The sequence below is a fragment of the Ensifer sp. CCNWLY38 genome (assembly GCF_037120565.1).
GTDB lineage: Bacteria > Pseudomonadota > Alphaproteobacteria > Rhizobiales > Rhizobiaceae > Ensifer > Ensifer adhaerens_H.
The window spans coordinates 118,857-143,805 of the sequence record NZ_JBBBBO010000007.1; the positions used below are offsets into that span (position 1 = coordinate 118,857).

Sequence of the window (24,949 nt, forward strand, 5' to 3'; positions counted from 1 at the left end):
TCCTCGCGTTGACATCTGACAAACGAATTGCGAGCATGGCTGCTATCAGAATTTCTGATGGATACAACCATGCCCCTCCCCCTCGACAGCGAATTGCTCAGAACCTTTCTTGCGGTCGTCGACACCGGCAATGTCACACGCGCCGCCAATATTGTCGGGCGCACGCAATCCGCCGTCAGCATGCAGATCAAGAAGCTCGAGGACATGCTCGGCGACGCGCTATTCGAGCGCCACTCGCGTGGCGTCGTGCTGACGCCGCAGGGATTGCGGCTGCTCGACAATGCCAGACGCATCGTCACGCTGCTCGACGACACGGCCACCGCGATGCGCCAGCCCGCTCTCGACGGCGCGGTCCGGATCGGCATACCCGAGGAATACATCAACTCTACCCTGCCGAAAGCGCTCGGAACCTTCGCCGCCATCCACCCCGGCGTCGAAGTGACCGTTCAGCAGGGCGCTTCGATGACCAACATCGCGGCACTGGAAGCCGGCGAGCTCGACCTCGCTGTCGTCTTTGAACCCGGCGGGCGAACGAAGAACGAAGTGCTGATGATGGACCCGACCGTCTGGGTGACCTCCGAGCAGCACCGCACCGACGAGCGGCGACCGCTGCCGATCGCCACCTACACCTATCTGGAAGGCGGCTGGTGCGACGACCTCGCCCAGCGCAATCTCAGGAAATGCCGCCTGGAAAGCCGCGTGGCCTATGTCAGCCGCACCAGCGGCGGCTTGATGGCAGCGGTGGTATCAGGTCTTGCCATTGCGCCGCTCGCCCGCAGCAGCATTCCGGCCGGGTGCCGCGAACTGACGGCCGATGACGGCTATGAAGTGATCGACCACTCCAACGTCGTGTTGCGGGTATCGAAAGCGGGGAACGGCAAGGACCGGATCGTCGAGGCCATGGCCGACGCCATTCGCCGGGCCTTTGCCGGAGATTGAACGGTCGCCTGAAGGGGGAGAAGGTGCGATCCACACAACCGATGGATAGTTTACGATCCCGGGTACCTACAAAGTAGGTGGGCGCCATGTGTCCAGACCCACGAGCCCGGACAGGGACGGCTCCCTTGAGATCGAGTATGGCCCCGGGGATTGTGGTTCCTGTCGGGAAGCGCAGACCGCAGTCGATATATAAAGTGTCTCGGTGCTTCGCGCCAGAGGCTCGCCACCGAAACCTTTAGCTTGCCGGTGTCGTGGTGCGGCCGTTCAGCTTGGCGGCAATACTGTGGATCTGCGCGGTGACTTCGCTGAGCGCAGAGGCCAGCGCCTCCTCGCTCTTCATCTGGTCGGAAAGTGCGGCATCGCGACCATCAGTCAGATTGCCGACCTCGGCCTCGAGGCTCTTCAGCCGGCGGTTGACCTCGCTGAGCTCGTCCATGACCATGATGCCGGCCATGACGGTGAGGCGCAGATCGCCGATCTCGCCAAACTGGCTCTTGAGATGTCCGACATATTGATCGAATTTCGTGGCAAGCTCGGTCAGGTGACCTTCCTGCCCTTCCTCGCAGGCCATCCGGTAGGCCTTGCCGTCGATCGATACTGTGACCTGCGCCATGTCGCTTATTCCTAGCGGTCGAGCACCGCCCGAATGGTTTCCATCGCCGTCACGAGGCGACGGGAAACCTCGCGGTTGACCTCCTCGAGCCGATTTGCCCGGAACTGCGACTGGTCGAGTTCCTGTGCGAGCCGCGAGCGATCGGTGTTGACACGCCGCACCTCACTCTCGAACTCGCCGAAATCCCGTTCCCTGTCAAACCGACCGTCGATCGCATTCTCCAGGGATTGCACTGCGTTCCGCAGTTCATCGATCGCCGCTTTGACAGTCTTTGCCGGCATGTGTTCCGAATACCTCGCCCGTGAGGCCGAATCGCCCGAATCCCGTCCGCCGCTTCGGCTCGATCTTTTTTAAACCTATTACGTAAGTCTCAACAATGCCAAGCTCCGCAAACAACAACGGAAGCTGTGGATGGATTGCGTAGCCGGCTTTCTTCAACGGCAGTGCGAAAGCTCTGTTGCATTGCGAGACAAGGACTGGAACGACCTGCCGTCAAATGGCCGCGGAAGGCCCGTATTTATTGACTCGCACGGCGCACCTGCTATGTGTCAGCCGCTTCTTGCGCGGTCTTTGGAGGATAGAGACCGTTCCCTGACCACCGAACGCAAAACGGAACAGTCATGATCTCTCGCGAAAAACACGACCGGATGGCAAATGCGATCCGATTCCTCTCCATGGATGCCGTCGAGAAGGCAAATTCCGGCCACCCAGGCCTGCCCATGGGTGCAGCCGACATAGCGACAGTCCTCTTCACGCGCTATCTGAGTTTTGACCCCAAGAACCCCTCCTGGCCGAACCGCGACCGCTTCGTGCTGTCGGCCGGCCATGGCTCGATGCTGCTCTATTCGCTGCTCTATTTGACCGGCTACGAAGACATCACCATCGACGAGATCAAGAACTTCCGCCAGCTCGGCGCCCGCACCGCCGGCCACCCGGAATACGGCCACGCCGCCGGCATCGAGACGACCACCGGTCCGCTCGGCCAGGGCCTTGCCAATTCCGTCGGCATGGCGATCGCCGAACGCAAGCTGCGCGACGAATTCGGTTCCGACCTGATGGAGCACTATACCTATGTGCTCGCCGGTGACGGCTGCCTTATGGAAGGCATCAGCCAGGAAGCGATTTCGCTCGCCGGCCACCTGAAGCTCAACAAGCTGATCGTCTTCTGGGACGACAACAACATCTCGATCGACGGCCCGATCTCGATCGCCGATTCGACCGACCAGCACGCCCGCTTCCGCGCCTGCCACTGGAACACCATCGCCGTCGATGGCCACGATCCGGAAGCGATCGCCGCAGCGATCGATGAGGCCCAGAAATCCGACAAGCCGACGATGATCGCCTGCAAGACGACGATCGGCTTTGGTGCACCGAACAAGGCCGGCACCCACAAGGTTCACGGCTCGCCGCTCGGCGCCGAGGAAATCGCCGCCACCCGCAAGGCGCTCGGCTGGGAAGCCGAAGCCTTCGTCGTTCCCTCCGACGTGCTCGACGCCTGGCGTCTGGCCGGCCTGCGCTCGACCAAGACGCGCAAGGAATGGGAAGAGCGCCTCGAAAAGAGCGATGCCGAGAAGAAGGCCCAGTTCGTTCGCCGCTTCTCCGGCGAGCTCGAAGGCCGTCTGTCCTCCGCCATCGACGACTACAAGAAGAAGCTTGCTGAAACCAAGCCGTCGCCGGCAACCCGCAAGGCTTCCGAAGACGCGCTCGAAGTCATCAACGGCGTTCTCGCCGAAACCATCGGCGGCTCGGCCGACCTGACCGGCTCGAACAACACCAAGACGAGCCAGACCAAGTCGATCACGCCTGACGATTTCTCCGGCCGCTACATCCACTGGGGTGTGCGCGAGCACGGCATGGCCGCTGCCATGAACGGCATGGCGCTGCATGGCGGCGTCATCCCCTATTCCGGCGGCTTCCTGATCTTCTCGGACTATTGCCGTCCGTCGATCCGCCTGGCCGCGCTGATGGGCATCCGCGTCATCCACGTGCTGACGCACGATTCCATCGGCCTCGGCGAAGACGGCCCGACCCACCAGCCGGTCGAGCACATGGCAGCACTTCGCGCCATTCCGAACCTCTTGATGTTCCGCCCGGCCGACGCCACGGAAACGGCCGAATGCTGGCAGCTGGCGCTTGAAAGCCACAACCGCCCGTCCGGCATTGCGCTCACCCGCCAGAACCTGATGGCCGTTCGCACCGAGTATGAGGAAGAAAACCTCTGCGCCCGCGGCGCCTACGACCTGATCTCGGCCGCCGACGCCAAGGTGACGATCTTCGCTACCGGCTCGGAAATCGAAATCGCCGTCAAGGCCTGCCAGGCACTGACCGCCAAGGGCATCTCGACGCGCGTCGTCTCCGTTCCCTGCTTCGAGCTCTTTGCCGAACAGAGCGAAGACTACCAGCAGGCGATCATCGGCAACTCGCCGGTCAAGATCGCCGTCGAAGCCGGCATCCGCCAGGGCTGGGATCACTTCATCGGCAGCGACGGCACCTTCATCGGCATGTCGTCCTTCGGTGCCTCCGGTCCCTACAAGGACCTTTACAAGCACTTCGGCATCACGCCCGAGGCGGTGGTCGCCGCTGCGGAAGCCAAGCTTTCCTGATCAAGTTGCGGGGCGCGCCGAAAGGCGCGCCCCGATGTTTTCGTACTACGTCATCCAGACAGGGAGAGACCCGATATGACAGTAAAAGTCGCCATCAACGGTTTTGGCCGCATCGGCCGCAACGTGCTCCGCGCGATCGTCGAATCCGGCCGCACCGACATCGAAGTCGTTGCCATCAACGATCTCGGCCCCGTTGAAACCAACGCCCACCTGCTGCGCTATGACTCGATCCACGGTCGTTTCCCCGCCGAGGTCAAGGTCGAAGGCGACACGATCACCATCAACGGCGGCAAGCCGATCAAGGTCACGGCGATCAAGGATCCGGCAACGCTGCCGCACAAGGAACTCGGCGTCGACATCGCGATGGAGTGCACGGGCATCTTCACCGCCCGCGACAAGGCTGCAGCGCACCTGACCGCCGGCGCCAAGCGCGTCATCGTTTCGGCTCCGGCCGACGGCGCTGACCTGACGGTCGTCTACGGCGTCAACCATGACCAGCTGACCAAGGACCACCTGGTCATCTCCAACGCATCGTGCACCACGAACTGCCTGGTTCCGGTCGTCAAGGTCCTGAACGATGCCATCGGCATCAACCACGGCTTCATGACCACGATCCACTCCTACACGAACGACCAGCCGTCGCTCGACCAGATGCACAAGGACCTCTACCGCGCCCGCGCTGCCGCTCTGTCGATGATCCCGACCTCGACCGGTGCTGCCAAGGCCGTTGGCCTGGTTCTGCCGGAACTGAAGGGCAAGCTCGACGGCACGTCGATCCGCGTTCCGACCCCGAACGTCTCGGTCGTCGACTTCAAGTTCGTCGCCAAGCGCAACACTTCGGTCGAGGAAATCACCAACGCCATCAAGGCTGCGTCGAACGGCGCGCTGAAGGGCGTTCTCGGCTACACGGAAGAGCCGCTCGTTTCGCGCGACTTCAACCACGACAGCCACTCCTCGATCTTCGCGATCGACCAGACAAAGGTCGTCGAAGGCAACTTCGTGCGTATCCTCACCTGGTACGACAACGAGTGGGGCTTCTCGAACCGCATGGCCGACACGGCCGTCGCCTTCGCCAAGCTCATCTAAGTCAGATGTTTCGCGCCCTTTCTCCAAAGACGGTCCGCTGGCGTCCGCTGGAAGGGGAAGGGCTCGAACACCTGACGCTGACGCAAACCGAAACAACCGACGGCGCGGTCATCCGCGCCGTCGGCGTTCTCATCGGCAACCGCGGCGGCACGGCCTATGGCGTGCGCTACCGGATCGATTGCGACGACACTTGGCACGTTCGCAAGCTCATGGTCGACACGACGGACGGCCGGAGCCTTCATCTGCGCTCGGACGTCCCGGGCCAATGGATGACGGCGCGAGGCGCTCCCCTCCCCGAATTCGACGGCTGCATCGATATCGACCTCGCCGGCACGCCCTTCACCAACACGCTTCCGATCCGGCGCCTTGGCCTCGATCGCAAGTCCGGAACCGCCAAGCTCAAGATGCTCTACGTGCCGTTCGACACGTTCGAGCCCGTCGTCGACGGCCAGCACTACACCTGCCTCGATGATTTCAGGCTCTACCGCTACGAGGCCGAGGATCGCAGCTTTTCAGCGGACCTGCCCGTGGACGAGGACGGCCTCGTCATCGACTATCCCACCCTTTTCCAAAGACTATCACCGGAGACTATCTGATGACTTTCAAGACCCTCGACGATCTGACCGACATCGCCGGCAAGCGTGTGCTGGTGCGCGTCGATCTCAACGTGCCGGTCAAGGACGGCGTGGTGACGGACGCGACCCGCATCGAGCGTGTGGCGCCGACCATCCGCGAACTGTCCGAAAAGGGCGCCAAGGTCATCCTGCTCGCTCATTTCGGCCGCCCGAAAGGTGAACCGGTCGCCGACATGTCGCTGAAGACGATCGCGACTGCCGTCGAGGACGTGCTCGACCAGCGCGTCCACTTCGGCGCCGACTGCATCGGCGACAAGGCGAAGAACGCCATTGCCGAAATGGGCGACGGTGACGTGCTGCTCTTAGAAAACACCCGTTTCCACAAGGGCGAGGAAAAGAACGAAGCTGAATTCGTCAAGGCGCTCGCCGCCAACGGCGACATCTACGTCAACGATGCCTTCTCCGCCGCCCACCGCGCCCATGCCTCGACCGAAGGTCTTGCCCATCACCTGCCGGCCTACGCCGGCCGCACCATGCAGGCCGAACTCGAAGCGCTCGAAAAGGGCCTCGGCCAGCCGAACCGTCCGGTCGTCGCGATCGTCGGCGGCGCCAAGGTCTCGACCAAGATCGATCTGCTGCAAAACCTGGTGACCAAGGTCGACGCGCTCGTCATCGGCGGCGGCATGGCCAACACCTTCATCGCCGCCAAGGGCGTCAATGTCGGCAAGTCGCTCTGCGAGCATGACCTCGCCGACACCGCCAACGCGATCATTGCTGCCGCCGACAAGGCCGGTTGCGCCATCGTGCTGCCGGAAGACGGCGTCATCGCCCGCGAGTTCAAGGCCGGCGCCGACAACGAAGTGGTCGATATCAACGCCATTCCCGCCGATGCCATGGTTCTCGACGTCGGTCCGAAATCGATCGCTGCCGTCAACGACTGGATCTCCAAGGCCGAAACGCTCGTCTGGAACGGCCCGCTCGGCGCCTTCGAAATCGCCCCCTTCGACAAGGCGACGGTCGCCGTCGCCAAGCACGCCGCAGCCCGCACCCGCCAGGGTTCGCTGGTCTCGGTTGCCGGCGGTGGTGATACAGTCGCGGCGCTGAACCATGCCGAGGTCGCCGACGATTTCAGCTACGTCTCGACCGCCGGCGGCGCGTTCCTCGAATGGATGGAAGGCAAGCCGCTCCCGGGCGTTGACATCCTCAAGCAGAAGTAACGCATCCGATCGGCGCGCGGACACAACCGCCGCGCGCCGATCAACCAAGAAAAAATCTTGATTGTTCAATCGATTAAAAAATTTTAAATCGTTTTAGTCGCTTTTCTCGCCATTTTCCTGGACAATTTCGCCTGTTACTCGCGCCCTCGTTTGGAGCGTGGCGGCTGCCCTGTGCGCCGTCGGTCCGAAACTGTTTGTTTCAGTACCTGCCTGGTCCCTGGTGATCAGCGCTGTCTAGGGAGAAAAACATGAGCGAAAGACTGGAAGACATCGCAATTGCCATGGTCGCCAACGGCCGGGGGCTGCTCGCCGCCGACGAGTCTACGGCCACGATCAAGAAGCGTTTCGATACGATCGGCCTCGAATCCACCGAGACCTCCAGGCGCGATTACCGCGAGATGCTGCTGCGCGCCGACAAGGCGATGCGCAAGTACATCTCCGGTGTCATCCTCTATGAGGAAACCCTGTTTCAGCATGCCGTCGACGGCACGCCGCTGGTCGAAATCATCCGGGCCGCTGGCTCTATCCCCGGCATCAAAGTCGACGCCGGCGCCAAGCCGATGACCAATTTCCCGGCAGAGACGATCACCGAAGGCCTCGATGGCCTCGCGCAGCGGCTGGCGAAATACTACGAAGCCGGCGCGCGATTTGCCAAATGGCGTGGCGTGATCGCCGTCTCCGATACCCTGCCGAGCCCGGCCGCCGTTCGCGCCAACGCCCATGCGCTTGCGCGCTATGCCGCCCTTTGCCAGGACGCCGGCATCGTGCCGATCGTCGAGCCGGAAGTCCTGATGGATGGAGCGCCAGGCGACCATTCGATCGACCGCGCGGAGGAAGTGACGGAGTGGACGCTGCGCACCACCTTCGAGGAACTGGCCGCCATGCGCGTCAAGCTCGAAGGTATGATCCTGAAACCGAGCATGGTCATCGACGGCAAGAAGGCTCGCAAGGCTTCCGTCGCCGAGGTGGCCGAGCGCACGATAAGGGTGCTGAAACGCACGGTGCCTTCGGCCGTGCCTGGCATCGCTTTCCTTTCCGGCGGTCAATCGACCGAAGAGGCGACAGCCCATCTTTCGGCAATGAACGCCCATCACGACCTGCCGTGGAAGCTCACTTTCTCCTATGGCCGCGCCCTGCAGCAGGAGGCGCTCAACGCCTGGCACGGCAAGGCCGACAACATCGGCGATGGCCAGCGCGCCTTCTCGCATCGCGCCGAAATGTGCAGTCTTGCGGCCAAGGGCACCTGGAAGAAGGATCTCGAAAAGGCCGCATAAGGCATGGTCGAGAGATGAGAACCGAGGGGCCGCAAGTCGGCCCCTCTTTGCTTCGGCTTCATCCGCAGCAGGAATGCGTCGTCAATATCGCGGAGCGCCTGGACAGCTGGACCAGCCGAGAACCGGGTACCCGTGCCGGATGGAACTTGTCACCGGAACAAGTTGGCGCCTTTGACCCGTGCGAACGCTGGCTTAAGTCTTGGCTTCACAGCCAACCCCAGAGAAAGCCGGTGCCATGACCTCCGCCGCCTCGCCGCAATCCATCGCCTACGTCACTGTCGACGTCTTTACCACTGAGCGTTTCGCCGGCAACCAGCTCGCGGTCATCCCGGATGCCCGGGGCCTGAGCGACCAGCAGATGCAGGCGATCGCGACCGAGTTCGGCTATTCGGAGGTCACCTTCGTGCTGCCGCCGCGCGACCCCGCCAACACGGCCGAGGTCCGGATCTTCACGCCGACGATGGAGATTCCCTTTGCAGGTCACCCGAATGTCGGCACCGCCTTCGTGCTCGGCCGACAGAAGGAAATCTTCGGCCGTGTACCCGGCGATATCCTGCGCTTCGAGGAAAAAGCGGGCCTCGTCGAGGCGACTGTGTCGCGGGAGAAGGGCGAGGTCATCGGCGCCCGCATTGTCGTGCCGCGCGGCTTGACGGCTGGTCCGGAAGTTGACGCCGAGACGATCGCAGCCTGCGCATCGCTCACATCGGAAGCCATCAGCACGCGCACCCATGGGCCAATCCGGCTTTCCGTCGGCCTGCCCTTCGCGGTCGCGGAAATCAGTGATATCGCGACACTTTCGACGGCACGGCCGAATGTGACGGCCTTCCATGCAGCGAATGCGCGCTACAAGCCCGAGGAAGACAGCTTCAGCCTGTTCCTCTATGCACGATCGCTGCAAACGCCCTGGCAGATCCGGGCGCGCATGTTCGCACCGCTTGACAATGTCAACGAAGATCCCGCCACCGGCAGCGCCTCGGCCGCCCTTTCGGCCTATCTCGTCTCGCTGCTGCCGGACCAGGATATCGATGTCGAAATTACGATCGAGCAGGGCGTTGAGATGGGCCGCCGCAGCCTCATCGGCGCTTCTGTCCGTAAACAAGGCGGCATCGTTCGTCAGGTCAGCCTTTCCGGCAATTGCGTCAGCGCGATGCGCGGGCTGATCGACCTGTAACGCGGAGGCGTCAGCCGGGCTTACCGGGCTCGGGCAGCAGCTTCAGGATATCGGCGAACATATCCTGCCATTCGGCGTCGTCCATCTCGACGAAGCCGAAACCGCGCAGCAGGAAGACGCCCTCGGTCGCAAGGAAGGCAAGCCGCGCCCGGCGCCCCTCCTCCGTCGACAGGTCGATGCCGTCAAGGCGAGCGCGATACCAGGCGCGGTTCTTCGCCATATGTTCTTCGCGCTGCAGGAGTGCGGCCATCATGCCTGATGTCCGGGCGTTGTCGGCCGTATTCATGTGGGCGGTGACTGACGCATGGGCCCGCATCGCCTTCACCGGATCGGGGTCGTCGCCGCCCTCGGCTGCAACCGCGGTGTCGAACTCGTTGAACCAACGCTCCATCATCGCGTCGATCAGACCGTCCTTGTTGCCAAAGCAATATTGCACGCCACCTTTGGTGATACCGGCCGCCTTGGCGACGGCATCGATCGTTAGGCCGGCAGCGCCGACGGCGTTCACGATCGCCTCCGCCGCATCCAGAACCTTGTCACGATCGATTGTTCGACGTCGTCCCATCTTGACTTCCTATTTCAAATCCATACGTACGTATTTAAATAATGACCCTGACCTTAACAAGACCTAGCTCCCAATTCCCTGTGGGTGGCCAATTGAGGTGTACTATGCATCCGCAAAATCGCTGGCTCGTTCTGGCCATCGTATCGAGCGCACTCCTTTTGATCGTCGTCGATATGACGGTGCTCTATACTGCCCTTCCCCGTCTGACCCATGACCTCGGCGCGAGCGCATCCGAAAAGCTCTGGATCGTCAACGCCTACGCCCTCGTCGTCGCCGGCCTTCTGCCCGGCCTCGGCACGCTCGGCGATCGGCTCGGGCACAAGAAGCCCTTCATCGTTGGTCTCGCGGTCTTCGGCGTCGCTTCGCTGATTGCCGCCTACGCCCCCACCCCTGCGATCCTGATCGGCGGCCGTGTGCTGCTTGCGGTCGGCGCCGCGCTGATGATGCCGGCAACGCTGTCGATCATCCGCCTTACCTTCACCGACGAGCGCGAGCGGGCGCTGGCGATCGGCGTCTGGGCCGCGATCGCCTCCGGTGGCGCCGCCATCGGCCCGGTTCTCGGCGGCTTCCTGCTCGAATATTTCTGGTGGGGCTCGGTCTTCCTGATCAACGTGCCGATCGTGGCCGTCGCGCTGCTGCTCGGCATCGTCGTGCTGCCGAACACATCAGGCAATCCGAAACATCCGTGGGACGCGCTCGGTTCGTTCCAGATCATGGTCGGTCTCGTCGGTCTCGCCTATGCCGTCAAGGAAACGAGCAAGCGCGAACCATCGCTGGAAGCTGGCCTTGCCGCCGCCGTGATCGGAGCCGTCGCGCTCTTTCTTTTCGTGTACCGCCAGCGCCGGAGCCCGCATCCGCTGATCGATTTCAGCCTCTTCCGCAATGCGGCGTTTTCCTCCGGCGTCGCTGCCGCGCTGGTCGCGTCCGCCTCCATCGTCGGCATCGAGCTGGTCCTGAGCCAGCAGTTGCAGCTCGTGGATGGTCTTTCGCCGCTTCAGGCCGGCCTCTTCATTCTGCCGATCCCGCTCGCGGCCTTCGTCGCCGGTCCGCTGACCGGCACCCTCCTGCCGCGTCTCGGCGCGGAAGTGGTGCTGCGCTCCGGCCTCATCCTCTCAGGCCTCGGTCTCGGCGGATACCTGCTGGCCCATGAGGCCGGCGCGCTGACCCAAATCGTCACCCTCGTCGTCCTCGGCCTCGGCATCGGCGCCTCGATGACTGCGGCCTCCAGCGCCATCATGTTCAACGCCCCGCCGGAGCGGGCCGGCATGGCGGCATCGATCGAGGAGGTCTCCTTCGAGCTCGGCGGCGCGATCGGCATCGCCGTGCTCGGCACCGTCATGTCGGTCGTCTACACCACCTTCCTCGTGCTGCCGGAGGGTGCAGCCATTTCGCCGATGGCCCGCGACAGCCTCGACGAAGCTCTGCTTCTCGCCGAGAAACTGCCGGCGGATGTGGCTGGCGAACTGGTCACCCGCGCCCGGCTCGCCTTCGAGCAGGCCTTTACCGCAGTCGTGATCGTGGCGACGGCCATGCTCTTTGTCACCGGCGCGGCAATCTGGTGGTTGACGGGTGGCCGCAGCACTGCGCCGGCGGAATCCCGTCAGGCAACCCACCACTGAAAGCAACCGCCGGCACCCTCCGGCGGTTAGCGCAACCCCGCCTCGCATTTCGCGATCGCCTCGACCATCGCCTGGAAGCGGGCATGGTGGCGAACCGCGTCGAGGTCGGAATCCTGCTTGAACCAGAGCAGCTGGTAGCACGAACTCTGTGGCAGCAAGGTTTCGAGCAGGTCGAGCGCCGCATCGATATCGCCGAGAATGGAATAGACGCAGGCCGTATTGTACCGCGCGACCACGTCGTCGGGATCGATTGCCAGAGCCCGCGCCGCCCATTCCCGGGCGCGATGGGCTTCGCCCATATGAGCGAGCGCCAGCGCGCCGCGATGCGCGGGGCCGGAGTTTTCCGGATTGAGCTCCAGCGCCCGCTCCGCCCGAGATATCCCGATCCTTGCCCATTGCGCACGTTCGACGTCACGGCCGAGCGACTTGTAGGCGCTCATGAGATGGATCGGCGACAGATAGTCGTCCGGGCGGATGTCTGCCGCGCGCTTGAAGAACTGGATCGCCGTTTCGAAGGCACCCTGCATGAACAGGAAACGGGCATAGTGGAAATTCGCCTCATAGAGGCCGGCATCGAGCGTCAACGCCCGCTCGAATTCGGCGACCGCCTCGTCCCCCTGACCGTCCTGATGCAGCACCAGCCCGCGGGACGCATGGGCTTCCGCCAGGTTCGGATCGAGCGCCAGGGCTCTCGCGGTGGTGGAAAGGATGCTTTGCAGCGGGAATTCGTCCTCGTGCCAGTCGCGCAGCGCCGACTCGCAATCGGCGATGCCGGCATAGGCGCGGGCAAAGTCGGGGTCGAGTTCCACCGCCTTCAGGAACATACGCCGGGCCAAGAGCAAATAGGACCGGGTCCAGGCATGCGAGAACTGCCGGCCGCGCAGGTAGTAGGTATAGGCCTCCACGCTCGTGGTCGGGTCGTTCTCGATTGCTTGCCGCTCGGCCGGCAAAAGCTTGATCTTGAGTTGATCGACGATGGCGTGGGTGATCTCGTCCTGAATGGCGAAGATATCGGTCAGGTCGCGGTCGTAGCGGTCGGCCCAGAGGTGGGTACCGGTCAGGGCATCGATCAGTTGGCCGGTGATGCGCACCCGCGAACCCGCCTTGCGCACGCTGCCCTCGAGGATGTAGCGGACGCCCAATTCCTGGGCCACCTGCTTCACCTTCACCGACCGCCCCTTGTAGGTGAACACGGTGTTGCGGGCGACGACATGCAGCTTCGAGATCTTCGACAGATCCGTGATGATGTCTTCGGTGATGCCGTCGGAGAAATATTCCTGCTCGGGATCATGGCTCATGTTGGTGAACGGAAGCACGCCGACCGAGAGCCCGTAGCCGTCATCGAGCACGATTGGGCCGACCCCGCTTGGCGCCGCCGCAACTTTCGTCGGCGCACCGAGCGCCACCGAATAGACATGCACGCAGGCGGCAATGTTCTTCAGCGTGTGCTCACCCTTGTCGATGAAGCCGATATCCAGGCGCGTACCGACGTGGTCGCGCACCGTGGCGGAAACGGCAACGCCGGATGGCTCCGCCAGCCCTTCGAGACGGGCGGCGACATTGACGCCGTCGCCGAAGATATCTCCATCCTCGACGATGATATCGCCGAGATGCACGCCGATGCGCAACTCGATGCGCTTTAGCTGCGGCACGCTTTCATTGCGGATCAGCATGCCGCGCTGAATATCGACGGCACAGGCCACCGCATTCACGACGCTCGCAAACTCGACGAGAATCCCGTCGCCGGTCAGCTTGACGATGCGGCCCTTGTGGCGGTGGATCTTCGGATCGACGAGTTCGTTCTTGTGTCGCTTCATTGCGGCGAGCGTGCCGGTCTCGTCAGCGCCGATCAGGCGGCTGTATCCCACGACATCGGCAGCGAGAATGGCAGCGAGACGGCGTTCCAAGAAACCCTCGAATTCACTTCCCGAGTGAAGGAGGTAATCTAGCGCGTTATTCCCCATCTGTCCTGCGCCCTTTTGTAGTTGTAGCGAATATACGTACAACCCAATAGCATCGGGCGATCGGCTCCGGAGTTTCCAAGGAAACGGGTACTTAGAGGCAAGATGGCCCGGTCAAGGCCGGATCAGCACGGTCACCATCATCATGACGATGGCGAAAACCGCGATCTTCCAAAAGTCGCGGCGGCGGCGCAGACCCGGGATACCGAGCGGCCACAGAAGCTGGATCACCATTGCCAGGAGCAGGATAAGGGCGAGCGCCTTCTGCATATTGCCCTCGTCTTCCGGGAGGCTGCCTCAACCGGCAAAGCATTCGCAACGCCGGCACTCTTCGTCGCACGGAGCACCGTTTCCCCCAAGGACTAGCGATACGCTGCGCTTGGCAAAAAGGGCTAGTGTTTTCGCGGACGATTTGCAATGACCGGCGACCGCTTGTTTCCTTCAATCGTCTCCGGTCGAGGGAAACAAGCGGCAAATCAAGGCACTGTAATCAAAGCGCTGTAGAGAGAAACCGGCTGGCAATTCACAAGGCACCGCCCTAACTTGCTGACGGCAGAACGAATTTCGGATGGATGATGAGAAATAACCTGCTCCCGGTCGCCGCCCTCCTGCTCGGCACCTTGTTTCTCTTTCTGGGCAATGGTCTTCAGGGACTGCTTCTTCCCGTTCGCGGTACTGCTGAGGGATACCCGACCACCATCCTCGGTCTGATCGGTACGTCCTGGGCGGCCGGCTTCGTCCTCGGGTGTTTCTTCGCCCCGAATGTCGTCAAGCGCATCGGCCATGTGCGCGCCTTCAGCGTCTTTGCTGCTCTCATCGCCATCGTCGCGCTGTTGACCGGCATCATGATCGATCCGACCTGGTGGCTGATCCTGCGCGCGCTCACCGGCTTTGCCACCGCCGGCACGTCGATGATCATCGAAAGCTGGCTGAACGAGCGCGCCACCAATGAGAGCCGCGGCGTCATCTTCTCGCTCTATATCGCCATCACGCTTTTCGGCGTCGTCGGCGGCCAGATGATGATCCCCTTTGGCGACACCTCGACCAGCATCTTCTTCATGATCTGCGGCATCCTCTATTGTGTCGCCATGCTGCCGACCTTGATGTCCAAGGCCGCCTCGCCGCAGCCGCTGAAGAAGGTCAGCCTCGACCTGCGCGGCCTCTATCGCAACTCGCCGGTTTCCTTCCTCGGCATCCTGCTCGTCGGCATCGCCAACGGCGCCTTCGGCACGCTTGGCGCCGTTTTCGGCCGGCAGGCCGGGCTTTCCGACAGCACGGTTGCGGCAATGATGAGCGTGGCGATCTTCGCGGGCGCGGTGATGCAGCTTCCGGCAGGCCGCCTCTCCGACCGCATCGACCGTCGCTATGTCCTGGCCGCCCTTGCCGGTGTCGGCGCCGTCGCCGGCCTGCTCATCTTCCTGATCGAGCCGAGCCAGGTCTGGATCGTGCTGACGCTGATCGCAATCTATGGCGCCGCCGCCAACGCGCTCTATCCGATCGCCGTTTCCCACGCCAACGACTTCGCAACCGCCGAAGACTTCGTGAAGGTCTCCGGTGGCCTGCTGCTGCTCTATGGCATCGGCACGATCATCGGCCCGACGATCGGCGGTCCGGTCATGACGGCAACCGGTCCGTACGGTTTGTTCATGATTACCGCCTGCGCCCACATTTTGATCACAGCCTATGCCATCATCCGCAGCCGGATGCGCGCGCCCGTGCCGGTCTCCGACCGCGACGCCTTCTCGCCGGTCAATGCCGGCGCGCCGACGACACCGGAAAGCCTGCAGCTTTCGCCGCGCGCTGCCCCGTTCGAGGAGGCGCGTAGCGAACCGGACAACAACCAGAAATGGGAGGATCAGACGGATGAGCCTGTTTGACGACGACCGACCACAAAAGAAGCTGGTGCACGAAATCGGCAGCGATCTTTCACTGCTTTCAGTCGATGAACTTACCCAGCGCATCGCCCGGTTGACGGAAGAAATCGCCCGGCTCGAAGCCGAGCGGACGCGCAAATCCGCGAGCCGCTCAGCCGCCGAAAGCCTGTTTCGCTGAGACCTTGCGGGAGCGGCCGCAGCGCAGCAAAACGAGGCGCGTTTAACGGCAAATTAAGCATTATCTGCGATTGTCAGGGCATCCGGAGCTTTCCGGTTTCAGACAATTTCTCCGACTGGCGAATGGGTCTGATTTTTCTCCCTGTTTTACCTTGAGAGCCGCTTTTCGCGGCTCTTTTTTTGTTTTGGCATAGCTTTCGCTAAAGAACTGTGGAGATTAACCCTTTCTTAAGAATACCCTTGCGCGAAATGCGCTATCGGATCATTCTTCGAGCATAGAAACGGGCAAGGATTTATTTCCTATAACCGTCCACTACCTGACTGTCGTGATGCGTTTGAACCAGGGAAAACAGGTCATGTCCGAGAGAGGATTGAATACGGTCAGTTTCGCAGGACACGCAGCGTCCTCGGCACAATTCAAGACGCTCTATTCGGAAGGCATGGGTCTGGTCGAGGAAACGGCGACCTATCTCGATGGTCCCGGCCGCACCGCCTCGAAAGTTCTGCCGCGCATGGCATCGGTCCTCTATGCAGCCGAGTCCATGCGGCTTACCACCCGCCTGATGCAGATGGCCTCGTGGCTGCTCCTACAGCGCGCCGTCAACAACGGTGAGATGAGCCGCGACCAGGTGATGTCGGAAAAGAGCAAGGTGCGCCTCGACAGCTTCAACGTCGACAAGTCCGCTCCCGGCTGGGCCGAACTGCCGGAATCCTTCCGCGATCTCATCGAGCGCTCGCTTCGCCTACAGAACCGCGTCGCCCTGCTCGACCGCGAGATCTACCGCCCGAACGAGGCTGCGGCCATCGTTCCGGACAACCAGAACGGCGTCAAGGCGCAGATCAAGCTGCTACAGACGGCCTTCGGCACCAACTGATAGCCCTTCGCTTCAACATGCGGAAAACAGAACCCGGCCATCGCCGGGTTTTTTGTTTCGCGTCGCTTGTGTCACGAACGTACGCGCCGCATCTTCGCCAGCAGAAACAGCGCCAGCACGCAACTAAGGAAGCCAAGAGCCAGCGGCAGTCCCCGATGGCCGAGCCACTGCATGGCTAGTCCCGTCGCGGGCGACCCGACGATGCCGCCGAGACCCCACGCAACCGCGAAGGCCGCATTGCCGGCGATCAGCGCCTGGCCGGTGAAGCGCTCGCCGAGCTGGATCAGCGACATCGTGTAGATACCGAATGAGACCCCGCCCCAGAGGAAGACGAGTGGCCAGACGAGCCAGGAATTGAAGACCCATGGCAGCAGCAGGCACCCGGCCAGCGAGACCAGCACACAGAACAACATCGTCCGCATCGAGCCGATCTGCTCGGCCATGCGCCCGAGAAATATCTGCAGCAGCGCATTGCCGGCGATGAAACAGGTAATGAGAGAGGCGATCCGCTCCTCGGCACTTCCGAGCGTGGCGCCATAGGTGGCAAACATCGAAAGCAGGATCTGTTCGAAAGCGGCAGCGGTGAAAACCGCAAACAGAAGGAGAGGCGCCAGCGCCAGGAAACCACCGACGGACGTTGCCTCGCCATCCTGCGGCATATCAGGCAGGCGCGGCACGACTGCGAGCAAGATCATGCCGCAGAGAAGGAAGGCCACGATGCCGATCAGGAAGGGCGGCCAGCCCTCCGTGCCGACGAGGCCGAGCGACAGCGGACCGATGGCGAAACCGCCCGAAACGATCGAAGAATAGAGCCCCATGATGCGGCCCCGGCGCGACGGAGGCGTGATCGTGATCAGCCAGGTTTCGCTGATCACGGAAAGCGGATTGGCAAAGAAGCCGAGCAGGAAACGCAGCGGCATCCAGGCCCAGAGGTCCTGCGTCCAGGCGATCGCGATCAGGGTGAGTGCGGCGAACAACGAGCAAAGAATAGCAAGCCACGCCGCGCCGAAGCGCCGAACCAGCCCCGGAATGAGGGGAGCGGAAAGGATGAAACCCAGCGGCGTCATCGCCGCCGACAGGCCGATCAGTCCCGGTGTCGTTCCCTGCCGCTCCAGAATGAAGCTGAGCAGCGGATAGGTCAGCCCCTGGGCGACCGCGAACACCGTGACCGTTGCGATGGTGCCAGCGATCGCCGCCCAAAGGATTGGTTGTTCGCGCGGCACGGTCGTCTCGCGTAGATGACGACGCGGCGGCGCGACAGGCGAAGACTGTTGGTCCGATATCATTCCGACACACGCCTCATGCCTGCCAGAAACGTTTGGCGATTTCGATCTCGACCTGCCGCCTTGTGAGGCCGATATCGTCGATCAAATGCGGGTCGCTCCTCGAGACGTGTTCGAGGTCCCGGCGAAAGCGAACCCTCCAGTCCCAGGTCGCGATAACGCCTCTGAGCGTTGCAAGACCGGCACGCAAAGGCATCGGGTTTTCTTCGCGCACGCGTGCCGCTCGATGCCGGGATACCGGAATGGGAATGTGGTTCATGGCAGCCTCCATAATCGGCCCGAAAGACCGACGAATTCTGCAGGACACGAACCGGGGCGTAATTAAGCGCTTCCAAAAAGTTCTCAAAAACGTCCAAACGAACTATAGATGCGCCCCATGCAGGAAACGCGCTTCGCCTTTGGTCCCTTCGTGCTTGATCCGGGTGCGGGAACGCTCCTCCGGGACGATGATCCTGTTGCCATCGGCTATCGCGGACTGAGGCTGCTTGCCGCGCTCGTCGGGCGGTCTGGCGAAATCCTCAGCAAAGCCGAACTGATGGATGCGGCCTGGCCGGAAACGGCCGTCGAGGAAGGCAATCTCACCGTCCAGATCGCGCAGCTCAGAAAGCTGCTTGGCCCCGCCGCCGATGGTCGCGAGTGGATCTCGACGATTCCGCGCGTCGGCTATCGCTTCACCGGGAGTACGAGGACGCTCGGTGCGGCAAAGCGGCGCCTCCCCCTGCCGGACAAGCCGTCGGTCGCCGTTCTGCCCTTCGTCAACGTCAGCAACGATCCCGAGCAGGAGCCCTTCACGGATGGGCTCACCGAGGACCTGATTACCGACCTGTCCAGAATCGCCGGCCTGTTCGTCATCGCGCGCAACTCATCCTTCGTCTACAAGGGCAAGGCGGTGGATGTACGCGCGATCGCGGATGACCTTGGCGTGCGCTACCTGCTGGAAGGCAGTGCCAGGCGCGCAGCGGGACGCGTGCGCATCAATGCCCAACTGGTCGACGCGCTGAGCGGCGAGCATCTCTGGGCGGAGCGCTTCGATCGCAGCCTGGAAGACATCTTCGCCGTTCAGGACGAGGTTACGGCCAAGATCGTGGAAGCGTTGCTCGGACAATTGCGCCCACCGCCTCTGCCACGCAAACGGCCCAGCAACATCGAGGCCTACGATCTCTGCGTGCGCGCCCGCAGGTTGATGGATGATACGCCGCAGGCCGCCCAGGAAGCGCACCTGATGCTGACGCGCGCGGTTTCGCTCGACCCCGATTATGCGGAGGCCTACCGCTGGCTGGCGATGAACCACTGGATGGGACGGGTGCATTCCGGCGGCCCGACGGAAGCCGCCCGCAGCCTTGCCCTGGAGCTCGCGCGCAAAGCGGTCACGATCGATCCAAACGATGCCGGCAGCCGCTGGATCCTGGCCTACCTGCTTGCCTATGAGCGCAGCTTTACCGAGGCGGAGGCGGAATTCGCCAAGGCGATCGAACTCGACCCGAACGAGGCCGACACCTGGGCGGCGTTGTCCGACATCGACGTTCTCGCCGGGCGGGTCGAAGAGGGCATCGCGCATATCCGCAAGGCATTCCGGCTGAACCCGTTTCCGGTAAGCTGGTACTACCTGACGCTCGGCCAGGCGCAATATGCGGCCGGCGACTACGAAGCCGCTGTCGAGACGCTGCGCAGGGACGAGACCTATCGCACGAGCTCACGCCGGTTCCTGGCGGCAAGCCTCGCCCAACTCGGACGCCTCGACGAGGCGCGTACGGAAGCGGACCTGTTTCTCGTCGCCAACCCGGGCTTCACGATCCGCCACTGGGCCGCGACCGAGCCGCTCCGAGACGACGCCACGCGTGCACATTTCGTCGACGGCTTTCGCAAGGCCGGGCTTCCCGAGTGATACTCAGGCGCCGCCACCCCGCATGGCCAACAAAAAGCCCGGCACGATGGCCGGGCTTTAAGAATGCCGAGAGGCGTTCGATTAGAGGCCGAGGCCTTCGAAGCGCTTCTTGAACTTGGAGACGCGACCGCCGCGGTCCATGAGCTGCTGGTTGCCGCCCGTCCAGGCCGGGTGCGACTTCGGGTCGATTTCCAGGTTCATGGTGGCGCCTTCAGAACCCCAGGTCGAGCGGGTTTCGTATTCGGTGCCGTCGGTCATGACTACCTTGATGACGTGGTAATCGGGATGGATATCTGCCTTCATAACGATCTTCCTAGAGTTCCAGGGTCCAATTGTCGCAAGGCATTGCGACTTCGAGACCGAACACGTAAATGAAGCCGCGGACCGGCTGAAGGGCCACGGCTTCCCAATTCGATGCCGTGCCTATACATCAAGGTCTGCGGGATAACAAGTGCCGCGCGGAAGACTCATGGGCAATGCCTTTCCTCCGTGGTTGGCGAAAGGGGTCAAGTGTCCGAACGAGAAATCCAGGCGCCAGCGCGTAAATCCATCCGCCCGCTGGCCACGCTCCTACCTTATCTCGCCCGCTACCGCCATCTGGTCGTCGGCGCAGGCATTTCGCTGATCCTCGCCGCGGTCACGACGCTGGCGCTGCCGCTCGCCGTCAGGCGCATGGTCGACAATGGCTTCTCCAGTCCCGATTCCGGTTTCATCAACACCTACTTCTCCATGTTGATGATGCTCGCCATCGTGCTCGCGCTGGCAAGTGCGGCGCGCTACTACTTCGTCATCACGCTCGGTGAGCGCATCGTTGCCGACCTCAGGCGCAACGTCTTCGATCGCGTCACCCGGCTTTCCGCCTCCTTCTTCGACGTCAACCAGTCCGGTGAGATCGTCTCGCGGCTGACGGCCGATACGACCCAGGTCAAGTCGGCAGTCGGCGCCACCGCCTCGGTGGCGCTGCGCAACCTGATCCTGTGTCTCGGCGCCATCGGCATGATGGTCTATACCAGCCCGAAGCTCTCGAGCCTGGTGCTGATCGCGATCCCGATCATCGTCTTCCCGCTTGTCGGTTTCGGCCGTTCCGTCCGCCGCCGCTCGCGCGAGGCGCAGGACACGCTCGCCAAGGCGTCCGCCTATGCCGGCGAGGCAATCGCCGCATCCCGCACCGTGCAGGCTTTCAACGGCGAGGCACTCGCCAACAACCATTTCGGAGCCGCCGTCGAGGACGCCTATGGCGCTGCGCGCGCCGCGATCAAGGCACGCTCGGTGCTCACCGCCTTCGCCATCACCATGGTCTTCGGCAGCGTCGTCGCAGTGCTGTGGTTCGGCGCGCATGATGTGCTGTCGGGCAATCTTTCCGCCGGCACCCTCAGCCAGTTCCTGCTCTACTCGGTCTTTGCCGCAGGCAGCCTCGGCTCGCTCTCCGAAGTCTGGGGCGAGCTCTCGCAGGCCGCCGGGGCCGCCGAGCGGCTCAACGAACTTCTGACGGAGATCCCAGAGATCCAGGCGCCGACAAACCCCGTCGCCATGCCCGTACCGGCCGCCGGCGCCATCGCCTTCGAGGACGTCTATTTCGCCTATCCGGCGCGGCCCGATTACAAGAGCCTGAACGGCCTCAGCTTTGCGATCAAGCCCGGCGAGACTGTCGCCATCGTCGGCCCTTCCGGCGCCGGCAAGAGCACGGTCTTCTCCCTACTCCTCCGCTTCTACGATCCCGCCAAGGGCGCGGTAACCGTCGACGGGCTCGACGTCCGCACGGTCGATCCGAAGGAGCTGCGCGACCGGCTGGCGATCGTGCCGCAGGATGTCACCATCTTCGCCTCCTCAGTCCATGACAACATCGCCTTCGGCGTGCCTGGCGCGACCCGTGAGGCGGTGCGCGCTGCCGCCGTCGCAGCACAGGCAGACGAGTTCATCAACCGCCTCGACAACGGCTACGACACATCAGTCGGCGAACGCGGCATCACGCTATCCGGCGGCCAGCGCCAGCGCATCGCCATTGCCCGCGCGATCCTCAAGAACGCACCGATCCTGCTTCTCGACGAGGCCACCTCGGCGCTCGACGCCGAAAGCGAGACGCTGGTGCAGAAAGCCCTCGATGGCCTGCTGCGCGAGCGCACGACGATCATTATCGCCCACCGGCTTGCGACCGTGCTGAAGGCGGACCGCATCCTTGTCATGGATCATGGCCGGATCGTCGAGGAAGGAACGCACGTCTCCCTCATCCGCCAGGGTGGCCTCTACGCCAAACTCGCACGGCTGCAGTTCGACCACGGCGCCGAGGCCCTGTTCGTCGCCACGAAAAACTGAGCGGGTCCGGCTTCCCGATTTCACATCTGGCAGTTGCCGGCTGAGAAGCGAGCCCTATTGTTATGGGGCCGGCCTGCCAAGGGCCGTTCTCTGCGGTTCGCAGATATGATCGGGAGGAAATTCGCATGGCATTTTCGCAACTGACCCGGCGCGCAACGCTGACGCTGGGCCTGATGGCGCTATCGGCGCTGCCCTTTAGCACCCCGGCCCTCGCCCAGGGCTTCCCGGACCGACCGATAACCCTGGTCGTTCCCTTCGCCGCCGGCGGCTCGACCGACGTGGTCGCCCGCATCGTCGCGCAGAAAATGTCGGAAGACCTCGGCGAGCAGGTGATCGTCCAGAACGTCGCCGGCGCCGGCGGCAATCTCGGCGCGGCCAATGTCGCGCGCGCCGATGCGGACGGCTACACGATCCTGATGGGAACCGTCGCCACCCACGCGCTCAACCCGCTGATCCTCAAGACCAAGCCCTACGATCCGGAGAAGGACTTCGCTCCGATCTCGCTGCTGGTCATCGTGCCCAACGTGCTCGTCGTCAATCCGGAGCTTCCCGCCAAGAACGTCGAGGAACTGCTGGCGCTCTTGAAAGCCAAGCCGGACGAATACAGCTATGCCTCCTCCGGCAACGGCACGCCGCTGCACCTCTCCGGCGAGCTTTTCAAGAAAATGGCCGGCGTCAGCATGCAGCACATCCCCTACAAGGGCGCCGGTCCGGCGTTGAACGACGTCATCGGCAACCAGGTGCCGATCATGTTCGACAATCTCCCCTCGTCCTCCGGCCACATCAAGGCCGGAACGCTCAGGGCACTTGCCGTCACCACGGCGGAACGCGCGCCCTCCTTCCCCGATGTTCCGACGGTCGCTGAATCCGGCATCCCGGGCTATGAGACCTATACCTGGAACGCGCTCTTCGCCCCGGCGAACACGCCACAACCGGTGGTCGCCCGCCTCAACGAGGCGGCAAACAAGGCCCTGAAGGATCCCGCCGTCATCGAACGCATGAAGGAATTCAGCGCCAAGATCGTCGGCTCGACGCCGGAAGAGCTCGGTGCGCATGTGACGGCGGAACTAGCGAAATGGACGCCGGTCGTGCGCGACGCCAACGTGCAGATGGATTGATCGGCACGGGGCGGTGAGAACCGCCCCTCATCCGGCTGTCCCCACCCTCTCCCCGCCCGCGGGGAGAGGGCTAGAGGGCTAGAGTGAGGGGCAGCCCAAGAGCGAGCGGCGGGAAGCGATCACACCCCAGCAGCGCCCCGCCCCGCCACCCGGCCGGAGAAGATGCAACCGCCGAGAAACGTGCCTTCGAGCGCATTGTAGCCATGCATGCCGCCGCCGCCGAAACCGGCGACTTCGCCGGCGGCATAGAGGCCTAGCACCGGCTCACCCGATTGTTCGAGCACCTGGCCCGAGAGGTTGGTCTGCAGGCCGCCGAGCGTCTTGCGGGTCAGGATATGCAGGCGAACGGCAATCAGCGGCCCGGCCTTGGGATCGAGCAGCCGGTGCGGTTTGGCAGTACGCAGCAGCCGGTCGCCGCGATAGGCGCGGGCGCCGCGGATCGCGGTGACCTGCGCGTCCTTGGAGAACGGGTTGGTGATCTCGCGATCGCGCGCCTCGATCTGCTGGCGAAGATGGTCGAGTGACAGCCGGTTCTCGCCCGTCAGTGCATTCATCGCCGGCACCAGGTCCTCGAGCCGGTCCCGGACGATGAAATCCTCACCCTTGTCCATGAACGCCTGGACCGGCCCTGGCGGGTTCTTGCCGAGCCGCTTCAGGAGCAGAGAGATGCTCTTGCCGGTCAGATCCGGGTTCTGTTCCGAACCGGAAAGCGCGAATTCCTTCTTGATGATCGCCCGCGTCAGGATGAACCAGCTGTAGTCGTGACCGCTGTCGCGGATCGCCTGCAACGTGCCGAGCGTATCGAAGCCCGGCATCGCTGGTGCGGAAAAACGGTTGCCGTCGGCGTCGCACCAGAAGGACGATGGGCCGGGCAGGATGCGGATGCCATGATCCGGCCAGATCGGATCGAAGTTCCTGAGCCCCTCGGTGTAGTGCCACATGCGGTCCGAGTTGATGACCGAGCCGCGCGCCCGGCTGGTGATCTCCAGCATGCGTCCGTCGACGTGATGCGGCACGCCCGAGACCATGGTTGCCGGCGGCTGGCCGAGCCGCTTGCGCGGCCAATTGCGGCGAACGAGATCATGGTTGCCGCCGATACCGCCCGAGGTGACGACGACCGCGCCCCCCGATATCTCGAAATCGCCGGAGACGTCGCGTGAACTGCGCTCGCCCCGCCCGACCGGGTCCTCCTTCAGCAAGGCACCGCGGGCGCCCGTTACCTTTCCATCCGTGATGACGAGTTCATCGACCCGGTGGCGGAATCGGAAGCGCACCAGACCGCGGCTTTCCGCCTCCCGCGTCAGCCGCACGAACGGATCGAGTACCGCTGGCCCGGTGCCCCAGGTGACGTGGAAGCGCGGCACCGAATTGCCGTGACCATGGGCAAGGCCGCCACCGCGCTCGGCCCAGCCGACGACCGGAAACCAGCGCATGCCGAGGGAATGCAGCCAGCGGCGTTTTTCGCCTGCGGCAAAGTCGAGATAGGCTTCCGCCCAAAGCCGCGGCCAGTGGTCTTCCGGACGGTCGAACTGCGAAGATCCCAGCCAGTCCTGCCAGGCAAGCTCGCGCGTGTCACGAATGCCCATGCGCCGCTGCTCGGGGCTATCGACGAAGAACAGACCACCCAGCGACCAGAAAGCCTGACCGCCAAGGTTTTGTTCGCCTTCCTGATCGAGAACGATGACTTTGCGGCCAAGGGCGGCCACTTCCGAAGCGGCAACCAGGCCGGCAAGGCCCGCGCCGATGACCAATACATCGCAATCCATGAAATGCCCTCCCCTGCACCCCATACAGCGCCGTC

At 63.2% G+C, this 24,949-nt stretch carries 23 protein-coding genes and 1 other RNA gene; 14 read left to right on the top strand and 10 right to left on the bottom strand.

Going from position 1 to position 24,949, the window contains the following annotated elements:
• Positions 1–69 precede the first annotated feature (69 nt).
• Positions 70–939, top strand: a complete 870-nt coding sequence (locus V7S54_RS16610) for a LysR family transcriptional regulator (protein ID WP_083203713.1) — start codon at positions 70–72, stop codon at positions 937–939.
• A gap of 23 nt (positions 940–962) precedes the next feature.
• Here the strand turns inward: V7S54_RS16610 and ssrS are convergent.
• The 3 genes from ssrS to V7S54_RS16625 all read right to left on the bottom strand — a co-directional run bounded on the left by ssrS (position 963) and on the right by V7S54_RS16625 (position 1,833).
• Positions 963–1,120, bottom strand: a non-coding RNA gene (gene ssrS / locus V7S54_RS16615) — 6S RNA.
• A 54-nt stretch (positions 1,121–1,174) separates the two neighbouring features.
• Positions 1,175–1,552, bottom strand: coding sequence for a cell division protein ZapA (locus tag V7S54_RS16620; RefSeq protein ID WP_057254675.1), 378 nt, complete (start codon positions 1,550–1,552; stop codon positions 1,175–1,177).
• A gap of 11 nt (positions 1,553–1,563) precedes the next feature.
• On the bottom strand, positions 1,564–1,833 hold the full coding sequence (locus tag V7S54_RS16625; RefSeq protein ID WP_065375262.1) for a DUF4164 domain-containing protein: 270 nt from the start codon (positions 1,831–1,833) through the stop codon (positions 1,564–1,566).
• 339 nt (positions 1,834–2,172) lie between these two features.
• Between V7S54_RS16625 and tkt the strand changes: the two genes are divergently transcribed.
• The 6 genes from tkt to V7S54_RS16655 all read left to right on the top strand — a co-directional run bounded on the left by tkt (position 2,173) and on the right by V7S54_RS16655 (position 9,478).
• Positions 2,173–4,155 carry a transketolase gene (gene tkt / locus V7S54_RS16630; protein ID WP_065375261.1) on the top strand — a complete coding sequence of 661 codons (1,983 nt, stop codon included), beginning with the start codon at positions 2,173–2,175 and terminating at the stop codon, positions 4,153–4,155.
• A gap of 75 nt (positions 4,156–4,230) precedes the next feature.
• Positions 4,231–5,241, top strand: a complete 1,011-nt coding sequence (gap, locus tag V7S54_RS16635) for a type I glyceraldehyde-3-phosphate dehydrogenase (RefSeq protein ID WP_065375260.1) — start codon at positions 4,231–4,233, stop codon at positions 5,239–5,241.
• A 5-nt stretch (positions 5,242–5,246) separates the two neighbouring features.
• A complete protein-coding gene (locus V7S54_RS16640) occupies positions 5,247–5,837 on the top strand; it encodes a putative glycolipid-binding domain-containing protein (RefSeq protein ID WP_065375259.1) in 591 nt (196 codons plus the stop codon).
• The gene (locus tag V7S54_RS16645; RefSeq protein ID WP_065375258.1) at positions 5,837–7,033 is read left to right on the top strand and encodes a phosphoglycerate kinase; all 1,197 of its coding nucleotides are present in this window, start codon (positions 5,837–5,839) and stop codon (positions 7,031–7,033) included. The genes V7S54_RS16640 and V7S54_RS16645 overlap by 1 nt, the downstream gene beginning before the upstream one ends.
• 248 nt (positions 7,034–7,281) lie before the next feature.
• Positions 7,282–8,307 carry a class I fructose-bisphosphate aldolase gene (locus V7S54_RS16650; protein ID WP_065375257.1) on the top strand — a complete coding sequence of 342 codons (1,026 nt, stop codon included), beginning with the start codon at positions 7,282–7,284 and terminating at the stop codon, positions 8,305–8,307.
• Positions 8,308–8,542: 235 nt separating this feature from the next.
• A complete protein-coding gene (locus V7S54_RS16655) occupies positions 8,543–9,478 on the top strand; it encodes a PhzF family phenazine biosynthesis protein (protein WP_065375256.1) in 936 nt (311 codons plus the stop codon).
• Between the two features lie 10 nt (positions 9,479–9,488).
• On the opposite strand, the gene V7S54_RS16660 is transcribed toward V7S54_RS16655, so the two are convergent.
• The gene (locus tag V7S54_RS16660; protein ID WP_065375255.1) at positions 9,489–10,043 is read right to left on the bottom strand and encodes a TetR/AcrR family transcriptional regulator; all 555 of its coding nucleotides are present in this window, start codon (positions 10,041–10,043) and stop codon (positions 9,489–9,491) included.
• 104 nt (positions 10,044–10,147) lie between these two features.
• Here V7S54_RS16660 and V7S54_RS16665 point away from each other — a divergent pair, with 104 nt between their 5' ends.
• Positions 10,148–11,662: an MFS transporter gene (locus V7S54_RS16665; RefSeq protein WP_065375254.1), complete on the top strand. Its 1,515-nt coding sequence runs from the start codon at positions 10,148–10,150 to the stop codon at positions 11,660–11,662.
• A gap of 26 nt (positions 11,663–11,688) precedes the next feature.
• On the opposite strand, the gene V7S54_RS16670 is transcribed toward V7S54_RS16665, so the two are convergent.
• The gene (locus V7S54_RS16670; protein WP_141679456.1) at positions 11,689–13,626 is read right to left on the bottom strand and encodes an adenylate/guanylate cyclase domain-containing protein; all 1,938 of its coding nucleotides are present in this window, start codon (positions 13,624–13,626) and stop codon (positions 11,689–11,691) included.
• A gap of 111 nt (positions 13,627–13,737) precedes the next feature.
• The gene (locus V7S54_RS16675; protein WP_093233901.1) at positions 13,738–13,893 is read right to left on the bottom strand and encodes a hypothetical protein; all 156 of its coding nucleotides are present in this window, start codon (positions 13,891–13,893) and stop codon (positions 13,738–13,740) included.
• Between the two features lie 305 nt (positions 13,894–14,198).
• Between V7S54_RS16675 and V7S54_RS16680 the strand changes: the two genes are divergently transcribed.
• The 3 genes from V7S54_RS16680 to rcdA all read left to right on the top strand — a co-directional run bounded on the left by V7S54_RS16680 (position 14,199) and on the right by rcdA (position 16,549).
• The gene (locus tag V7S54_RS16680; RefSeq protein ID WP_065375345.1) at positions 14,199–15,500 is read left to right on the top strand and encodes an MFS transporter; all 1,302 of its coding nucleotides are present in this window, start codon (positions 14,199–14,201) and stop codon (positions 15,498–15,500) included.
• Positions 15,487–15,675 carry a DUF1192 domain-containing protein gene (locus tag V7S54_RS16685; protein ID WP_065375252.1) on the top strand — a complete coding sequence of 63 codons (189 nt, stop codon included), beginning with the start codon at positions 15,487–15,489 and terminating at the stop codon, positions 15,673–15,675. The genes V7S54_RS16680 and V7S54_RS16685 overlap by 14 nt, the downstream gene beginning before the upstream one ends.
• A 355-nt stretch (positions 15,676–16,030) precedes the next feature.
• The gene (gene rcdA / locus V7S54_RS16690) at positions 16,031–16,549 is read left to right on the top strand and encodes a protease adaptor protein RcdA (protein WP_065375251.1); all 519 of its coding nucleotides are present in this window, start codon (positions 16,031–16,033) and stop codon (positions 16,547–16,549) included.
• 71 nt (positions 16,550–16,620) lie between these two features.
• Here rcdA and V7S54_RS16695 read toward each other — a convergent pair whose 3' ends face one another.
• Together V7S54_RS16695 and V7S54_RS16700 are read right to left on the bottom strand one after the other, a co-directional pair.
• Positions 16,621–17,835 carry an MFS transporter gene (locus tag V7S54_RS16695; RefSeq protein ID WP_065375250.1) on the bottom strand — a complete coding sequence of 405 codons (1,215 nt, stop codon included), beginning with the start codon at positions 17,833–17,835 and terminating at the stop codon, positions 16,621–16,623.
• Between the two features lie 13 nt (positions 17,836–17,848).
• Positions 17,849–18,091 (bottom strand): DUF1127 domain-containing protein, encoded by a 243-nt coding sequence (locus tag V7S54_RS16700; RefSeq protein ID WP_419178167.1) that lies wholly within the window; start codon positions 18,089–18,091, stop codon positions 17,849–17,851.
• Positions 18,092–18,199: 108 nt separating this feature from the next.
• On the opposite strand from V7S54_RS16700, the gene V7S54_RS16705 reads away from it, so the two are divergent.
• Positions 18,200–19,717 carry a winged helix-turn-helix domain-containing tetratricopeptide repeat protein gene (locus V7S54_RS16705; protein WP_176707580.1) on the top strand — a complete coding sequence of 506 codons (1,518 nt, stop codon included), beginning with the start codon at positions 18,200–18,202 and terminating at the stop codon, positions 19,715–19,717.
• An 81-nt stretch (positions 19,718–19,798) separates the two neighbouring features.
• On the opposite strand, the gene rpmE is transcribed toward V7S54_RS16705, so the two are convergent.
• Positions 19,799–20,020 carry a 50S ribosomal protein L31 gene (gene rpmE, locus V7S54_RS16710; protein ID WP_034806140.1) on the bottom strand — a complete coding sequence of 74 codons (222 nt, stop codon included), beginning with the start codon at positions 20,018–20,020 and terminating at the stop codon, positions 19,799–19,801.
• Positions 20,021–20,227: 207 nt separating this feature from the next.
• Here rpmE and V7S54_RS16715 point away from each other — a divergent pair, with 207 nt between their 5' ends.
• Both V7S54_RS16715 and V7S54_RS16720 read left to right on the top strand, forming a co-directional pair.
• Entirely contained in the window at positions 20,228–22,030 is a 1,803-nt protein-coding gene (locus tag V7S54_RS16715; protein WP_065375249.1) for an ABC transporter transmembrane domain-containing protein, read from the top strand.
• A 125-nt stretch (positions 22,031–22,155) separates the two neighbouring features.
• Positions 22,156–23,148, top strand: a complete 993-nt coding sequence (locus V7S54_RS16720) for a Bug family tripartite tricarboxylate transporter substrate binding protein (RefSeq protein WP_065375248.1) — start codon at positions 22,156–22,158, stop codon at positions 23,146–23,148.
• Positions 23,149–23,267: 119 nt separating this feature from the next.
• Here the strand turns inward: V7S54_RS16720 and V7S54_RS16725 are convergent, their stop codons facing one another.
• A complete protein-coding gene (locus tag V7S54_RS16725; RefSeq protein ID WP_065375247.1) occupies positions 23,268–24,914 on the bottom strand; it encodes an FAD-binding dehydrogenase in 1,647 nt (548 codons plus the stop codon).
• Positions 24,915–24,949 lie beyond the last annotated feature (35 nt).

Coding starts and splice junctions, on each gene's coding strand:
- V7S54_RS16660 (WP_065375255.1), bottom strand. CDS start 10,043: ATGGGACGACGTCGAACAATCGATCGTGACAAGGTTCTGGATGCGGCG.
- V7S54_RS16700 (WP_419178167.1), bottom strand. CDS start 18,091: ATGAACCACATTCCCATTCCGGTATCCCGGCATCGAGCGGCACGCGTG.
- V7S54_RS16720 (WP_065375248.1), top strand. CDS start 22,156: ATGGCATTTTCGCAACTGACCCGGCGCGCAACGCTGACGCTGGGCCTG.
- V7S54_RS16695 (WP_065375250.1), bottom strand. CDS start 17,835: ATGATATCGGACCAACAGTCTTCGCCTGTCGCGCCGCCGCGTCGTCAT.
- V7S54_RS16685 (WP_065375252.1), top strand. CDS start 15,487: ATGAGCCTGTTTGACGACGACCGACCACAAAAGAAGCTGGTGCACGAA.
- V7S54_RS16645 (WP_065375258.1), top strand. CDS start 5,837: ATGACTTTCAAGACCCTCGACGATCTGACCGACATCGCCGGCAAGCGT.
- V7S54_RS16680 (WP_065375345.1), top strand. CDS start 14,199: ATGAGAAATAACCTGCTCCCGGTCGCCGCCCTCCTGCTCGGCACCTTG.
- V7S54_RS16640 (WP_065375259.1), top strand. CDS start 5,247: ATGTTTCGCGCCCTTTCTCCAAAGACGGTCCGCTGGCGTCCGCTGGAA.
- V7S54_RS16610 (WP_083203713.1), top strand. CDS start 70: ATGCCCCTCCCCCTCGACAGCGAATTGCTCAGAACCTTTCTTGCGGTC.
- rpmE (WP_034806140.1), bottom strand. CDS start 20,020: ATGAAGGCAGATATCCATCCCGATTACCACGTCATCAAGGTAGTCATG.
- rcdA (WP_065375251.1), top strand. CDS start 16,031: ATGTCCGAGAGAGGATTGAATACGGTCAGTTTCGCAGGACACGCAGCG.
- V7S54_RS16655 (WP_065375256.1), top strand. CDS start 8,543: ATGACCTCCGCCGCCTCGCCGCAATCCATCGCCTACGTCACTGTCGAC.
- V7S54_RS16670 (WP_141679456.1), bottom strand. CDS start 13,626: ATGGGGAATAACGCGCTAGATTACCTCCTTCACTCGGGAAGTGAATTC.
- V7S54_RS16725 (WP_065375247.1), bottom strand. CDS start 24,914: ATGGATTGCGATGTATTGGTCATCGGCGCGGGCCTTGCCGGCCTGGTT.
- V7S54_RS16675 (WP_093233901.1), bottom strand. CDS start 13,893: ATGCAGAAGGCGCTCGCCCTTATCCTGCTCCTGGCAATGGTGATCCAG.
- gap (WP_065375260.1), top strand. CDS start 4,231: ATGACAGTAAAAGTCGCCATCAACGGTTTTGGCCGCATCGGCCGCAAC.
- V7S54_RS16625 (WP_065375262.1), bottom strand. CDS start 1,833: ATGCCGGCAAAGACTGTCAAAGCGGCGATCGATGAACTGCGGAACGCA.
- tkt (WP_065375261.1), top strand. CDS start 2,173: ATGATCTCTCGCGAAAAACACGACCGGATGGCAAATGCGATCCGATTC.
- V7S54_RS16620 (WP_057254675.1), bottom strand. CDS start 1,552: ATGGCGCAGGTCACAGTATCGATCGACGGCAAGGCCTACCGGATGGCC.
- V7S54_RS16650 (WP_065375257.1), top strand. CDS start 7,282: ATGAGCGAAAGACTGGAAGACATCGCAATTGCCATGGTCGCCAACGGC.
- V7S54_RS16705 (WP_176707580.1), top strand. CDS start 18,200: ATGCGCCCCATGCAGGAAACGCGCTTCGCCTTTGGTCCCTTCGTGCTT.
- V7S54_RS16665 (WP_065375254.1), top strand. CDS start 10,148: ATGCATCCGCAAAATCGCTGGCTCGTTCTGGCCATCGTATCGAGCGCA.